We start from the raw sequence: 14,265 nt of genomic DNA, 5'->3' as shown, positions 1-14,265 counted from the left end.
AATTGATATGGGGCCATCCTTTCGCTATAGTAAAAAAGTATTAACATTTTATAAACACGAAAAGGATAAAGATGAGATGAAAACGCTTACACCCCAGCTGTTTCTGTCCATGAAACAGTACACAAAGGAACAATTCACAAAGGACGTGATATCGGGAATCATTGTGGCTATCATAGCCCTGCCCCTGTCCATAGCCCTGGCGCTGGCCTCCGGTGTGACACCGGAACAGGGACTTTACACGGCCATCATAGCCGGGTTTGTTATTTCCTTCTTAGGCGGCAGCAAGGTGCAGATAGCAGGCCCTACGGCAGCCTTTGCCACCATTGTGGCAGGAATCGTCATGAAAAACGGAATGGAGGGACTGGCCACAGCTACGATACTGGCCGGTCTTATTCTCGTTATTATGGGCTTTCTGCGCCTGGGCAGCCTCATCCGGTTTATTCCATATACCATTACAACCGGCTTTACAACCGGTATCGCAGTGACCATTTTTATCGGCCAGATCAAGGATTTCCTGGGACTTACCTTCAGGGAATCACCGGTGGAGACCATGGAGAAGCTGGGCCAGGTTATCTCCTGCATGGATACCCTGAACCTTCAGGCCCTGGCAGTGGGAGCTGTGTCACTGGCCATTCTCATTCTGTGGCCCAGGTTCTTTAAGAAGGTGCCGCCTTCATTGATTGCCGTTGCGGCTGCCGCGGTGCTGGTTAAGGGAATGGGCCTGAGGGTCAATACTATAGGGGATTTGTATACCATTTCCTCCGGCCTTCCCGCGTTCCATCTGCCGAATATCAGCTTCAGCCTGGTACAGAAGGTGATGCCGGACGCCATTACCATAGCCGTGCTGGCTGCCATTGAATCCCTGCTTTCCTGTGTGGTGGCAGACGGAATGATAGGCGGAAAGCACAACTCCAACGCAGAGCTGGTGGCCCAGGGAGTGGGCAACGCGGCCTCAGCGCTTTTCGGAGGCATTCCGGCCACAGGCGCCATCGCAAGGACAGCTGCCAACATAAAGAACGGAGGGCGCAGCCCGGTGGCCGGCATGGTCCACGCGGCGGTGCTTCTGCTGATTCTGGTATTCCTTATGCCCTATGCGGCTCTGATTCCCATGCCTGCCATAGCGGCCATCCTGTTTATGGTGGCTTACAATATGAGTGAGTGGCGGTCCTTTGCAGATGTGGTGAAGACAGCGCCCAAAAGTGACACGGCCGTGCTGGTGCTGACCTTTTTTCTCACAGTGGTGTTCGATCTGGTTATGGCCATCGGTGTGGGACTGGCCCTGGCCTGTCTGCTGTTCATGAAGCGCATGGCGGATGTGTCTGATATTTACGGATGGAAGTACGCAGAGGATTACGAGGAGAGCACGGACAGGGAGCGCATTGACTTAAAACCAGTGCCCAGGCAGGTTATGGTGTTTGAGGTGAACGGTCCCATGTTCTTTGGCGCGGCGGACAAGATTGGACAGATTCCCCTGGATTCAGACAAGAAGGTGCTGATTCTGCGGATGAGAAGCGTTCCCGCCATGGATGCAACCGCCCTGAACAGTCTTAAGAAGCTGAACGCCAGGTGCCGCAAGGCCCGTATCACCATGATTCTTTCCCATGTAAACGAACAGCCCCTGTCTGTGATGGAGAAGGCAGGATTTGATAAGGAGATAGGAAGGGAAAACATAGCGCCCCGCATCGACGATGCAATCTGCCGGGCAGGGGAAATCCTCTCAGAGGCCAATGCAGCCGATTGACAGAAACAGGCAGTCAGTATAAACTGGAACATAGTAACGGGTGACAGAATATTTCCGGTTATACAGGAATAAATTGGGAATACCAAAGAACAGGAAAGAGGACAGGGATATGAAGGTTGTGGATATGCACTGCGATACCATTGCGGAAATCTATAAGGACCATAAGAAGGGAGGCAGGCAGTCCATCCTGGAGAACCAGATGATGCTGGATTTGAAAAAGATGCAGGCAGGGGATTACGGGCTGCAGAATTTTGCCCTGTATGTCAATCTGGAACAGGCCAAGGGAAGGCCCTTTGAATTCTGCATGGAACTTCTCGATACCTTCTACCAGGAAATGGAAGCCCATGAGGATATCATAGGAATCGTCAGATCCTACGAGGATATCAGCAGAAACTGGGAGCAGGGCAGGATGTCGGCCCTTCTCACAGTGGAGGAAGGCGGGACCTGCCAGGGTAAAACGGCGTTTCTGCGGGATTTCTACCGGCTGGGTGTGCGCATGATGACCCTGACCTGGAATTTTCCCAATGAGCTGGCATTTCCCAATGCCCGGATTGCAGAGGAGGACGGCACCTTCAGGATGGCGCCGGATACAGAGCATGGACTTACGGATACCGGGATTGCATTTGTGGAGGAGATGGAGCGCCTGGGAATGATCATTGATATTTCCCACCTGAATGACGCAGGCATATGGGATGTGTTCCGGCATACCAGAAACCCTTTTGTGGCCAGCCATTCCAACGCAAGGGCCATGGCTTCCCATCCAAGGAACCTGACCGATGATATGATACGCGCCCTGGCGGAACGCGGCGGCGTCATGGGCATCAATTACTGCACTGCCTTTCTGCGGGACTTCGGACCGGGGGAAGAGCAGTTAAGCCGCATATCCGACATGGTGGAGCATATGAAGCATATTCGGAAAATTGGCGGCATCGGCTGTATCGGGCTGGGTTCCGACTTTGACGGAATCAGCGGGAATCTGGAGATGGGGGATGCGGGAAAGCTCCCCATGCTGGCGCATGCCATGGAAAGGGAAGGCTTTACCTCTTCGGAAATAGAAGCTGTATTCTGTAAAAATGTGCTCCGGGTGTATAAGGAGGTCCTGTAGCGGGAAAAACTTTACACAAGTTTTACATTCCCATGAGGTGGATTTTACTTCAGTCTGGTATGCTGTTTACATAGGCTGTATGCCGGGAAAGGCGGTAGTTGGAAAATGGAACGGATTTATATTATTGAGGATGATGAAAACATCATGAATCTGTTGAAAATTGCCCTGGAGGGCTTTGGATATGCGGCTGAAGGGTTTGAAACCGCGGAGGAAGGCCTGGCCAGGATGAGGGAGGAAAAGCCGGACCTGGTAATCTTTGACTGGATGCTTCCGGGGATGGACGGCACAGAGGCCATCAAGGAGGTAAGAAATACGGAGCAGTTAAAATATGTGCCCATCATGCTCCTGACGGCCAAGGAAAAGGAGCTTGACAAGGTGGTTGGGCTGGACTGCGGGGCAGACGATTACATGGTAAAACCCTTTGGGGTTCTGGAGCTGTCGGCCCGCATCCGCAGCCTGCTGCGCAGGACCAAACGGGAGGAGGACAGGGATGTGCTGTTCTACCAGGACATCCAGGTCAACCGCAAGACCAGGGAGGTGTCAAGCGGCGGCCGGCTGGTAGAGCTTACACTGAAGGAATTTGAGCTGTTGGTTTATCTGCTGGAGAACCAGTCCAGGGTGGTGACCAGGGATGAACTGCTCAACCGCATCTGGGGTTATGAGTACGATGGAGAGACCAGAACCCTTGACATGCACATCCGCACCCTTCGCCAGAAGCTGGGAGAAGAGGGCGGTGCCTGCATTAAGACGGTCCGGGGCGTGGGCTACCGTATGGTGAGATAACATGACAGGAAACCAAGGAGGAAGACATGCGTAAAGCATTATTGGAACGTTTTATCCTGGTACTTTTGGCGGCGCTGTGTATTAACAGCGTCATCTTTTATATTGCCAGCAGCAAAATGATGTTAAAAAACTCCAAAAATGATATGACCTACACCATCAAGGCCGTGGACAGCATCCTGGATTATGACAGGGACTTAATGGAGCAGATGGAGCGCCTGGAGGCGTTTACGGACCAGGATTCCAGCAGGGTGACCCTTATAAAGTCGGATGGAACCGTTGTAACAGATTCTGACGCGGATGCCGAGTACCTGGACAACCACCAGGGACGTGAGGAGATACAGGCAGCCATGGAGCACGGGGAGGGGTATGCCAGACGCTATTCCAAAACACTGGGAAAAACCATGCTCTATGTGGCCTGCCGCTCTGAGTATTCAGACATGGTGCTCCGCCTGGCCGTGCCCTATTCCGGCATACAGGAATACCTTCCCATGCTGTTTCCGGCAGCCATTTTAAGCTTCCTTATGGCCATGGTCTGCTCCGTGGTGACCACCAGGCGCTTTGTGTCATCGGTCACCAGACCCCTGCGCGATATCTCGAAAGCCGTGATGAAGGTAAAGGGGGATTACACGGAGCTGCAGTTTGAAAGCTGCCAATACCCTGAAATCAACGTCATAGCCGGGACCATCATGAATATGTCAAAGGACGTAAAGGAATATTTAAGCCAGATTGAAAAGGAAAAACAGATTCGCCAGGAATTTTTCAGCAACGCGTCCCATGAGCTTAAGACTCCTATCACCTCCATCCAGGGCTACGCGGAGTTACTGGAGAGCGGCATGATTCAGGATGACGGCCTGAAGCTGGATTTCGCAAAGAGAATCAAGAAGGAGGCCGCTGGAATGACAGGGCTTATCAACGACATTCTGATGATATCCCGCCTGGAATCCATGGATGCCGAGGTAATGTTTTCCGATGTGAGAATCAGCGTGCTTCTCCAGGAGATCATGGACAGCCTAAAGCCGCTGGCCGCCTCCTGCCAGGTGTTTCTCCATGTGGACTGCAAGCCCCTGTGTATCCGTGCTAACCTGCAGCAGATGAAGGAGCTGTTTACCAACCTGGCCACCAATGCCATCAAGTACAACCGGCCCGGAGGCCAGGTGTGGATTACGGTGGGGGAACAGGGAGATGACATGCTGGTAAGGGTAAAGGATAACGGCGTGGGAATTCCAAAGGAAAGCCTGGACCGCATATTCGAGCGGTTCTACAGGGTGGATAAGGGCCGCAGCCGCAAACAGGGCGGTACGGGGCTGGGGCTGTCCATTGTGAAACACATCGTGAATTTTTACCATGGAACCATCCATGTGACCTCTGAGTTAGACAAGGGCACAGAGTTTACTGTCACCATTCCTCTCGATATGCATAAATAATAATGGAAATATCTGCAAAAAACACCAGTTTTTCACTTTATTACTTTAAAATCACAGAAATTTAAAGTAATAAAATTGACGGCGCAATTTTTTTGTAGTATGATAGGAAAAGTCCTGACAGAGGACGAATTCTTATGTGGAAAGAGGAGATAGTATTATGAAAAAGACATCAAAAATCATGTCCCTGGTTTTAGCCGGCGCCATGGTTCTGTCCATGACGGCCTGCGCAGGCAATACGGCTGAAACCACGTCAGCTGCCGCCAAGACCCAGGAGACAGCAGCTGATACGGCTTCAAAGGCGGAGGAGACAACCGGGGCAGAGGCCTCAGAGAGTGAGACTGCTGCAAAGGCAGAGGGAACCACCTATAAGATTGGCGTACTCCAGCTGGTGCAGCACACCGCCCTGGACGCTGCCAATGACGGTTTCATCGCTGCTTTAGACGACGCTGGAATCGCTTACGAGGTTGACCAGCAGAATGCTTCCGGCGACCAGTCAGCCTGCCAGACAGTGGCGTCCAAGTTCGCCAATGAGAAGAAGGATTTGATTCTGGCCATCGCCACACCGGCTGCCCAGGCCATGGTGGGCGCAGTGGAAGATACCCCTGTCCTGATTACCGCAGTGACAGACCCGGCTGAATCTGGTCTGGTTGACACCAATGAAAAGCCGGGAGCAAATGTTACAGGAACCTCTGACCTGACTCCTGTGAAGGAGCAGATTGACCTGCTTAAGCAGCTGGTTCCGGAAGCCAAGACCGTGGGCGTGCTGTACTGCTCCGCAGAGTCCAACTCCAAGATCCAGGCTGACATGGCAAAGGAAGCCATTGCGGCGGCAGGCATGGAGAGCAAGGAATACACGGTATCCAGTTCCAATGAGATTCAGACCGTGGTACAGTCCATGGTAGGTGCCGTGGATGCGGTTTACGCCCCAACGGACAACGTAATCGCAGCAGGTATGGCCACAGTTGGAATGGTGGCAGGAGACAACAATCTGCCGGTTATCTGCGGCGAGGCAGGCATGGTGCAGAACGGCGGACTGGCTACATACGGCATTGATTATTACCAGCTGGGATACATGACCGGCCAGCAGGCTGTGAAAATCCTCACCGAGGGAGCGTCACCGGCTGATATGCCGATTGAGTACCTGCCGGCTGAGAAGTGCGAGCTGACAGTGAACGAGGAAACAGCCCAGACACTTGGGATTGATGTATCCGGATTAAAATAGACAGTCAGGCAGCTCAGGATGATACAGGCGGTGCTGCGGGGCAGAGACGGTGAAAACCGCTTTGGCCTGCAGCACCCTCTTTTCGGTCATCGGGCAAAATGGCGTCATCGGGCAAAATAGCGGCCATCGGGCAAAATGGCGGTCATCGGATAAAATGGCGTCCGGCAAAGAAGGTAGATGGTTTGCTCAAGCTGTAAGGCTTCCGGGAACAGCGGTTTGGGCAAGCTATTTACATTATCAAATGATACAAAGGAATAGAGACGGAAAGGGAGGTAAATATAAGATATGAATTTTGCGAATCTGATGCAGGGCATGGGCCCCAATCTGTTAGATGCAGTGGGACAGGGCGTGCTCTGGGGAATCATGGTGCTGGGGGTATACATCACCTTCAAGCTTCTGGACATTGCGGATTTGACCGTAGACGGAAGCTTTGCACTGGGAGGCTGCGTCTGTGCCACGCTGATTGTGGGCAGGGGAATGAATCCGGTTGCAGCCCTGTTTATAGCCACCCTGGCAGGAATGGCGGCGGGTTTTGTGACAGGCATCCTTCACACGGTATTTGAGATACCTTCCATACTGGCCGGAATTCTGACCCAGATATCCCTGTGGTCCATCAACCTGTGGATTATGGGAGGAAGCAGCAACATTCCCCTTCTCAAGTCCAAGTCCATTGTGACCATGGTTTCTTCCGCCACGGGCTTTAACCAGGCCCAGGCGTCCCAGGTCATCGGCATTGCGGCAGCCATACTTATGGTTGTCGTGATGTACTGGTTTTTCGGCACGGAGATAGGCAGCGCCCTGAGGGCAACAGGAAATAACGAGGACATGATCCGCGCCCTGGGAGTCAATACCAAGTGGACCAAGCTGCTGGCACTGATGCTCAGCAACGGTCTGGTGGGCATGTCCGGCGCCCTGGTGTGCCAGGGGCAGAAGTACGCGGATATCCAGATGGGTACCGGAGCCATTGTTATTGGACTGGCAGCCATTGTCATCGGGGAGGTGCTCTTTGGCTGGTTCCGTAACTTTGCCCTTAAGCTGTCAGCGGCAGTCATCGGCTCCGTGATCTATTTTGTCATCCGGGCCTTTGTCATTAAGATGGGCATGAATCCGAATTATATGAAGCTTTTATCCGCCATTGTGGTTACCCTGGCTCTCTGTATCCCGGTAGCTGCCAATAAATGGAGGACCTACAAGGAATATTCGGAAGGGGGGAATGTATAATGCTGATCATGACCAATGTGCGCAAAACATTCAACAAAGGCACCATCAATGAGAAGAAGGCATTAAACGGCATTGACCTGACCCTGAACGACGGGGATTTTGTGACAGTCATCGGGGGAAACGGAGCGGGCAAGTCCACCATGCTCAACATGATAGCCGGCGTGTACCCCATTGATTCCGGAAAGATCGAGATTGACGGTGTGAATATATCCAGGCAGCCCGAATACAAGCGGGCCAAATACATTGGCCGGGTGTTCCAGGACCCTATGAAGGGTACGGCGGCCGGCATGGAAATACAGGAAAATATGGCCCTGGCTTTCAGAAGGGGCCAGAAAAGAGGGCTGGGATGGGGAATCAGGGCCAATGAGAAAGACTATTACCACGACCTGCTGACCAGGCTGGGACTTGGCCTTCAGAACCGCATGAGCAGTAAGGTGGGACTGCTCTCAGGCGGCCAGAGACAGGCCCTTACCCTTCTCATGGCAACACTGCAAAAGCCCAAGCTTCTCCTGCTGGATGAGCATACGGCAGCCCTGGACCCGCAGACGGCCAGGAAGGTGCTGGACCTGACTAATGAGATGGTGACGGAGCAGAACCTGACAGCTCTTATGGTGACCCATAATATGAAGGACGCTATCCAGATAGGAAACCGGCTTATCATGATGAATGACGGGCGGATTATCTATGACGTATCCGGCAGGGAAAAGCAGAACCTGACCGTAGAGGACCTTCTTGCCAAGTTTGCAGAGGCCAGCGGAGGACAGTTTGCCAATGACCGCATGCTGCTCTCAAAGTAATCCCTATCAGGTGGTAAAATTGCCGGTTTCCGGGGCATTTCATGTAAATACTTCGGGGACCGGCAAAATTTAAGAAATTTTTCACATTTTCGAGTCTGTTTTTATGATATACTTAACGTCATATGAGCTTTTATGGCGAATAATGAGTTGGAGATTATAGAATCATGCTTGAACATAAGGATTATCTATCGAGCCTGAACAAGGCCAGAAAAAAACGGAATCAACGTCTGGACCCCAGATACCTGGTGCTTCTGCTGGCTGCCATCGCAGCAGTGGGAATCATTGTGCTGGGAGTAAAGTCAGTCAAGAAGCCGGTATCCGGCAAAGCAGCGGGACCGGCCCCCACGGGACAGGTGGGAAACGCCACCCCGGCCCAGGCGGATCCGGCCGGTGTTTCCCCTGAGGAGGAAGCAGCTCAGAAGGAAGCCCAGGAGATTGACAATGTAATCAGCTCCTACAGCAATCTGGGTATCGTGCAGGTGTCCGGCTACCTCAACATAAGGGAGACTCCAAGCACTGACGGCAAGATCATAGGTAAGCTGTCAGGAGACGGAGCCTGCGAGATTCTGGCGACGGAAGGGGACTGGTCCCACATCACCTCCGGCGGGGTGGAGGGCTACATCAGCAACCAGTACCTTCTGACCGGAGACGAAGCCAGGGAAAAGGCAAAGGAGCTTGTCAAGCTGCGTGCCACGGTGACGGCGGACAACCTGAACATCCGTCAGGCCCCTGCCCTGGATCCGGGAAATGTTATCGGACAGGCATTAAAGGGAGAGCGCTACGTGGTCAAGGGGCTGGAGGACGGCTGGATTCAGATAGAGGAGGGATATATTTCCTCTGAATATGCTGAGGTGGCCTATTCCCTGAACGAAGGACGTAAAATGGATATGAAGGCCATGGCCATCAACCAGTATGACAATCTGGTGATTTCCAAGGTGAACAACTACCTGAACGTGCGCCAGGAGCCAAAGTCAGACGGCAAGATTATAGGTAAGATGACCAGCAAGGCGGCAGGCGAGATCCTGGAGACCCTGGACGGCTGGTATAAGATTAAGTCAGGCCCCATCATCGGTTATATCTCGGCAGACCCCCAGTACACGGCCACAGGCCAGGAGGCAAAGGATATAGCCATGCAGAACGCCACCCTTAAGGCGGTTATCAACACAGACGTGCTGAATGTGCGCACGGAGCCCAATACGGAGGCCAAAATCTGGACCCAGATTGTAAAGGACGAGCGTTATCCGGTTGTGGCCCAGTTAGACGGCTGGGTGGAGATTGATCTGGATTCCGTGGATGAAGAGGACGGAAGCAAGGTGGATAAGGCGTTTATTTCCACCAGGGACAACAACGTGGAGGTGCGCTACGCGCTGAACGAGGCCATCAAGTTCTCACCTGCTGAGGTGGCGGCCAACAACGCGGCGTCCAGGCGTTCCAAAGTGGTGAATTACGCCCTTCAGTTTGTGGGCAACCCCTATGTATGGGGCGGAACCAGCCTGACTAAGGGTGTGGACTGTTCCGGATTCACCATGCAGGTCATGAAACAGTTCGGTGTGTCCCTTCCACATTATTCCGGCTCCCAGGCCAAGATGGGCAAGGCGGTTACCTCCGGCAACATGCGTCCCGGCGATTTGATATTCTACGCGGGCAGCGGCGGACAGGTAAACCATGTAGCCATCTACATCGGCAACGGCCAGGTAGTCCATGCGGCCAGCCGTAAGAGCGGTATCAAGATTTCCACCTGGAATTACAGGTCGCCGGTTGCTATCAGGAATGTGTTGGGCGACTAGATTAAAAAAATGGTATTTTATTCAGAAAGCCGGTCAGCAGTCTCTGCTGGCCGGTTATTTTTGCGCGAAACTCTGTAAAAGACAGCGCATATTTTATGGTTCACGGTGCAGACTATCCTTAATTGATGAATGTTCACGAAAGGGTGGTCTGATTATGGGACAAGGAAAAAACAACAGGAAAAAAAGAGACAGTCAGGCGGAAAACGGAAACGGACAGGTACGCCAGCAGGACGATGAAGCCAAAAAGCTTGAAAAGGAAATAGAAGAAAAGGAAGACAATAAGCTGGAGGAGTATGGCCAGGTCATTCTGGAGGACAACCGCAGGCAGAGGAAAATCCATCTCATCACGATCATTGGGGAGGTGGAGGGACATGAGAATTCCTCCGGGAGCAGCAAAACCACAAAATACGACCATATACTGCCGAAGCTGGCTGAAATAGAGGATGACGACAGTGTGGACGGACTTCTGGTGCTGCTCAACACTTCGGGAGGGGATGTGGACGCGGGTCTTGCCATCGCGGAAATGATTGCGTCTCTCAGTCTTCCCACCGTATCGCTTGTGTTAGGCGGAAGCCACTCCATCGGGGTTCCCCTGGCCGTGTCCACAAATTATTCCTTCATCGTGCCGTCCGGCACCATGATGATCCATCCGGTGCGGATGACGGGGATGGTTATAGGCACATCCCAGACCTACGAGTATTTTGAAATGATACAGGACCGCATACTCACGTTTGTATCAAACCATGCCGATATCGCCTATGACCAGCTGAGGGAGCTGATGCATAATACAAAGATGCTGACCAGGGACCTGGGCACTGTTCTGGTGGGAACCCAGGCCGTGGAGGCGGGACTTATCAACCAGGTGGGAGGCATCAAGGAAGCCCTTGGAAAGCTTTATGCCATGATTGATGATCGGGAACGCAGGCGGTAGATTCCGTCTTTTGAAACAATCCACTTGAATTTTAACCTCAAATATAGCATAATATAAGTTAACTGTATAAATGAGACAGCCTGCTGTGGGAATGGGAGGCTGATACGGTATGACAACTTGTAAGAGAATGACAGGAGGCTGTATCAAGTGGCTGAAACAACAAAACGACAGCAGAGTGGGAACAGAAAACCGGGAAGGCCAAAGGGAAGCACGTCCAAAAAGACAGGCACTTCCTCCAAAAGCCGCGGGACATCCGGAAAAAAGGCCTATGAACAGGATAATACGGAATTCATGAGAGCAGAAGTGGTCATCATCTGCTCTTTTGCTGTTGCCATTCTTTTATTTCTGAGCAATTTCAGGCTGTGCGGCGTGGTGGGCGATGTGCTGCGCGGAGTACAGCTGGGAATATTTGGAATGGTGGGATATCTATTCCCCATACTGATATTTGTGGGCACCTGTTTCCATCTGTCCAATCAGGGAAACATCCATGCTGCCATGAAGCTGGCAGCCGTGGCAGGGGCTGTTATTACGGTCTGCGGGCTGCTGCAGCTGGCCTTCGGTACGGTTCCGGCCGGCGCGAAGTGGATGGAATATTATAAGCAGTCCACCCTGACCGGTACGGGCGGCGGATGGCTGGGAGGCGTCCTTACCTCCTTCCTTACCATCGGACTGGGGAAGCCGGGAACCTTTCTGGTTCTGGTGGTCCTGTTCATCATCTGCATGGTATGCATCACGGAGCGCTCTTTTGTGTCTGCTGTGAAGCGGGGAGGGGACAAGGCTTACCAGTATGCCAGAGAGGATATGGACCGGCGCAGGGAGCTTCACGCCATACGGGAGGAGGAGCGCAGGCGCATCCGCGAGGAACAGAGGGTGAGGGGCGTTAATCTGAATGCCACCAGGCTGATGACACCTGAGGAAGAGGATTATGACGAGGAGGCATTTGACCGTGAGTTTGGAGCGGATCTGGAGGAAATGCCGGAAATGCCTGAAATGCCCGATACATACGAGAAGGACTGGGGGCCGGCCCAGACAGCCGGCGCAAAGGACAGCCTGCCGCCGGATGAGTTTGTGGGCAGGTTTGACCCGCCTTTGGAGCCGGGGACCGATGCCGGGGATTCCTACGACACGGATGAACTGGGGGCCCTGGCCAGGTCTATAGAGGGCCACAGCCGTTTGGGACGCCGGGAAGAAGCGCCGGTGGTCACCGGCATTCTTGTGGAGGACGAGTATGGGACACATGATGGGGAGGACTATGACACCATCCATGTGAAGAAGGATTTAAAGACCCTGGAGGAGATGGAGTTTCATGTCAGGTCCTCTGCGGACAGGGACGAGAATCCTGTAAACGGTTATGGCCATGACCGGGGCCGTGAGGATACGGTTCCCTGGGAAGAAGAATATGGGACATCTGGGGATATGGCAGAAGGAGCTGCCTTGTCTGCTGAAAGCGCGGGTACGGCCGGCCTTCACGGGACAGGACTGCACGGAGCCGCAGACCATGAGGCGGGAATTCCTGAAACGGATGTTCCGGAAACAGGTATCTATGAGACAGACCCGTCGGAACAGGGTATCAATTATGACAGCATATTTGTGCCGGAGGAGCCCAAGCGGGTGGTTACGGCATCAGGCAAGGTTATAGAGACTGAGACAGAACTTCTCCAGAAAAAGATTGAGAAGAAGCGGGAGGAGGCCGGACAGACCGATTCCAATATGGCGGTGGCCCAGGAAATCAAGGAAAAGGAAGAGGCAGTAAAGAAGGAATATGTGTTCCCGCCTACTACCCTGCTTAAGAAGGGGGCTAAGAATGCCGGTTCCTTTTCTGGGGATGAGTATAAGGCCACGGCCATTAAGCTGCAGCAGACTCTCCATAACTTCGGTGTTGGGGTGACGGTTACAAATATCAGCTGCGGTCCTGCTGTGACCCGGTATGAGCTTTTGCCGGAGCAGGGCGTGAAGGTCAGCAAGATAGTGGGGCTGACCGACGATATCAAGCTGAGTCTGGCTGCGGCGGATATCCGTATTGAGGCGCCCATTCCCGGCAAGTCGGCGGTGGGAATCGAGGTGCCCAACAAAGAGAACAACATGGTATACCTGAGGGATTTGCTGGAGGCGGAATCGTTTAAGAACCACAAGTCACGTCTGGCCTTTGCCGTGGGCAAGGATATCGGCGGACAGGTGGTGGTGACGGATATCGGAAAGATGCCCCATCTGCTTATTGCAGGCGCCACTGGTTCCGGTAAGTCGGTGTGTATCAATACCCTGATTATGAGCATCATTTTCAAGTCCAAACCAGAGGATGTGAAGATGATTATGGTGGATCCCAAGGTGGTGGAGCTCAGTGTCTATAACGGAATCCCCCATCTGCTTATCCCGGTGGTAACAGACCCCAAAAAGGCCTCAGGGGCACTGAACTGGGCTGTGGCCGAGATGACGGACCGCTATAAGAAGTTTGCGGAGTGCAATGTCAGGGATTTAAAGGGCTACAATGAAAGAGTTGAAAAGATAAAGGATATAGAGGATGACAAAAAGCCGGTGAAGATGCCCCAGATTGTCATTATCATCGACGAGCTGGCAGACCTTATGATGGTGGCTCCGGGAGAAGTGGAGGATGCTATCTGCCGTCTGGCCCAGCTGGCCCGTGCTGCGGGAATTCATCTGGTCATTGCAACCCAGAGGCCGTCGGTCAATGTCATCACCGGACTGATTAAGGCCAATGTGCCGTCCAGAATTGCTTTTGCCGTGTCTTCAGGCGTGGACTCCAGGACCATTATTGATATGAACGGGGCCGAGAAGCTGCTGGGAAAGGGCGACATGCTCTTTTATCCGGCTGGATTCCCCAAACCCCAGCGTGTACAGGGCGCCTTTGTGTCCGATGAGGAAGTGGGCCGGGTGGTGGAATTCCTGACAGAACAGGGCATGGTGGCGGAATATAATCCGGAAGTGGAGAGCCGTGTCTCTTCCCCGTCCATGGACGGAGGAAGCGGGGCTTCTGAACGGGATGAGTACTTTGTCCAGGCTGGCAGGTTTATCATTGAAAAAGAAAAGGCATCCATCGGCATGCTCCAGAGGATGTTTAAGATTGGCTTCAACCGGGCTGCCCGGATTATGGACCAGCTGGCGGAAGCAGGGGTAGTGGGCGAGGAAGAGGGTACCAAGCCCAGGAAAGTGCTTATGAGCATGGAAGAATTTGAGGAACTGCTGGAGCAGGGGTATTAGAAACTGTTCCCTGAAAGCGCGGCGCATGCGGGCCGGAG

10 protein-coding genes are annotated in these 14,265 nt (G+C 53.0%); all 10 read left to right on the top strand.

The window, feature by feature from the left end; translation table 11 throughout:
- The first annotated feature begins 76 nt into the window (after window positions 1–76).
- The 10 genes from CGC65_RS16870 to CGC65_RS16825 all read left to right on the top strand — a co-directional run bounded on the left by CGC65_RS16870 (window position 77) and on the right by CGC65_RS16825 (window position 14,227).
- Window positions 77–1,741: a SulP family inorganic anion transporter gene (locus CGC65_RS16870; protein WP_002564553.1), complete on the top strand. Its 1,665-nt coding sequence runs from the start codon at window positions 77–79 to the stop codon at window positions 1,739–1,741.
- A 109-nt stretch (window positions 1,742–1,850) separates the two neighbouring features.
- On the top strand, window positions 1,851–2,846 hold the full coding sequence (locus CGC65_RS16865; RefSeq protein ID WP_002564552.1) for a dipeptidase: 996 nt from the start codon (window positions 1,851–1,853) through the stop codon (window positions 2,844–2,846).
- A gap of 105 nt (window positions 2,847–2,951) precedes the next feature.
- Window positions 2,952–3,629 (top strand): response regulator transcription factor, encoded by a 678-nt coding sequence (locus CGC65_RS16860; RefSeq protein WP_002564551.1) that lies wholly within the window; start codon window positions 2,952–2,954, stop codon window positions 3,627–3,629.
- Between the two features lie 26 nt (window positions 3,630–3,655).
- Window positions 3,656–5,053, top strand: coding sequence for a sensor histidine kinase (locus tag CGC65_RS16855; RefSeq protein ID WP_002564550.1), 1,398 nt, complete (start codon window positions 3,656–3,658; stop codon window positions 5,051–5,053).
- A gap of 157 nt (window positions 5,054–5,210) precedes the next feature.
- Window positions 5,211–6,275, top strand: coding sequence for an ABC transporter substrate-binding protein (locus CGC65_RS16850; protein WP_002564549.1), 1,065 nt, complete (start codon window positions 5,211–5,213; stop codon window positions 6,273–6,275).
- A gap of 285 nt (window positions 6,276–6,560) precedes the next feature.
- Window positions 6,561–7,496, top strand: coding sequence for an ABC transporter permease (locus tag CGC65_RS16845; RefSeq protein WP_002564548.1), 936 nt, complete (start codon window positions 6,561–6,563; stop codon window positions 7,494–7,496).
- Window positions 7,496–8,293 carry an ABC transporter ATP-binding protein gene (locus CGC65_RS16840; RefSeq protein ID WP_002564547.1) on the top strand — a complete coding sequence of 266 codons (798 nt, stop codon included), beginning with the start codon at window positions 7,496–7,498 and terminating at the stop codon, window positions 8,291–8,293. Before CGC65_RS16845 ends, CGC65_RS16840 begins: the two co-directional genes overlap by 1 nt.
- Window positions 8,294–8,457: 164 nt before the next feature.
- Window positions 8,458–10,080: a C40 family peptidase gene (locus tag CGC65_RS16835; protein WP_002564546.1), complete on the top strand. Its 1,623-nt coding sequence runs from the start codon at window positions 8,458–8,460 to the stop codon at window positions 10,078–10,080.
- Between the two features lie 154 nt (window positions 10,081–10,234).
- Window positions 10,235–11,011: a ClpP family protease gene (locus CGC65_RS16830; protein ID WP_002564545.1), complete on the top strand. Its 777-nt coding sequence runs from the start codon at window positions 10,235–10,237 to the stop codon at window positions 11,009–11,011.
- Between the two features lie 147 nt (window positions 11,012–11,158).
- Window positions 11,159–14,227: a DNA translocase FtsK gene (locus CGC65_RS16825; protein WP_002564544.1), complete on the top strand. Its 3,069-nt coding sequence runs from the start codon at window positions 11,159–11,161 to the stop codon at window positions 14,225–14,227.
- Window positions 14,228–14,265 lie beyond the last annotated feature (38 nt).

Source organism: Enterocloster bolteae, from assembly GCF_002234575.2.
In the GTDB taxonomy this organism is placed as follows: Bacteria; Bacillota; Clostridia; order Lachnospirales; family Lachnospiraceae; genus Enterocloster; species Enterocloster bolteae.
Note: the sequence above shows the minus strand (reverse complement) of the source record. Positions and strands in the feature narration are given on the sequence as shown.

Bases quoted from the DNA above. Each gene is read 5' to 3' on its own strand.
- CGC65_RS16870 (WP_002564553.1), top strand. From the start codon at position 77: ATGAAAACGCTTACACCCCAGCTGTTTCTGTCCATGAAACAGTACACA.
- CGC65_RS16865 (WP_002564552.1), top strand. From the start codon at position 1,851: ATGAAGGTTGTGGATATGCACTGCGATACCATTGCGGAAATCTATAAG.
- CGC65_RS16860 (WP_002564551.1), top strand. From the start codon at position 2,952: ATGGAACGGATTTATATTATTGAGGATGATGAAAACATCATGAATCTG.
- CGC65_RS16855 (WP_002564550.1), top strand. From the start codon at position 3,656: ATGCGTAAAGCATTATTGGAACGTTTTATCCTGGTACTTTTGGCGGCG.
- CGC65_RS16850 (WP_002564549.1), top strand. From the start codon at position 5,211: ATGAAAAAGACATCAAAAATCATGTCCCTGGTTTTAGCCGGCGCCATG.
- CGC65_RS16845 (WP_002564548.1), top strand. From the start codon at position 6,561: ATGAATTTTGCGAATCTGATGCAGGGCATGGGCCCCAATCTGTTAGAT.
- CGC65_RS16840 (WP_002564547.1), top strand. From the start codon at position 7,496: ATGCTGATCATGACCAATGTGCGCAAAACATTCAACAAAGGCACCATC.
- CGC65_RS16835 (WP_002564546.1), top strand. From the start codon at position 8,458: ATGCTTGAACATAAGGATTATCTATCGAGCCTGAACAAGGCCAGAAAA.
- CGC65_RS16830 (WP_002564545.1), top strand. From the start codon at position 10,235: ATGGGACAAGGAAAAAACAACAGGAAAAAAAGAGACAGTCAGGCGGAA.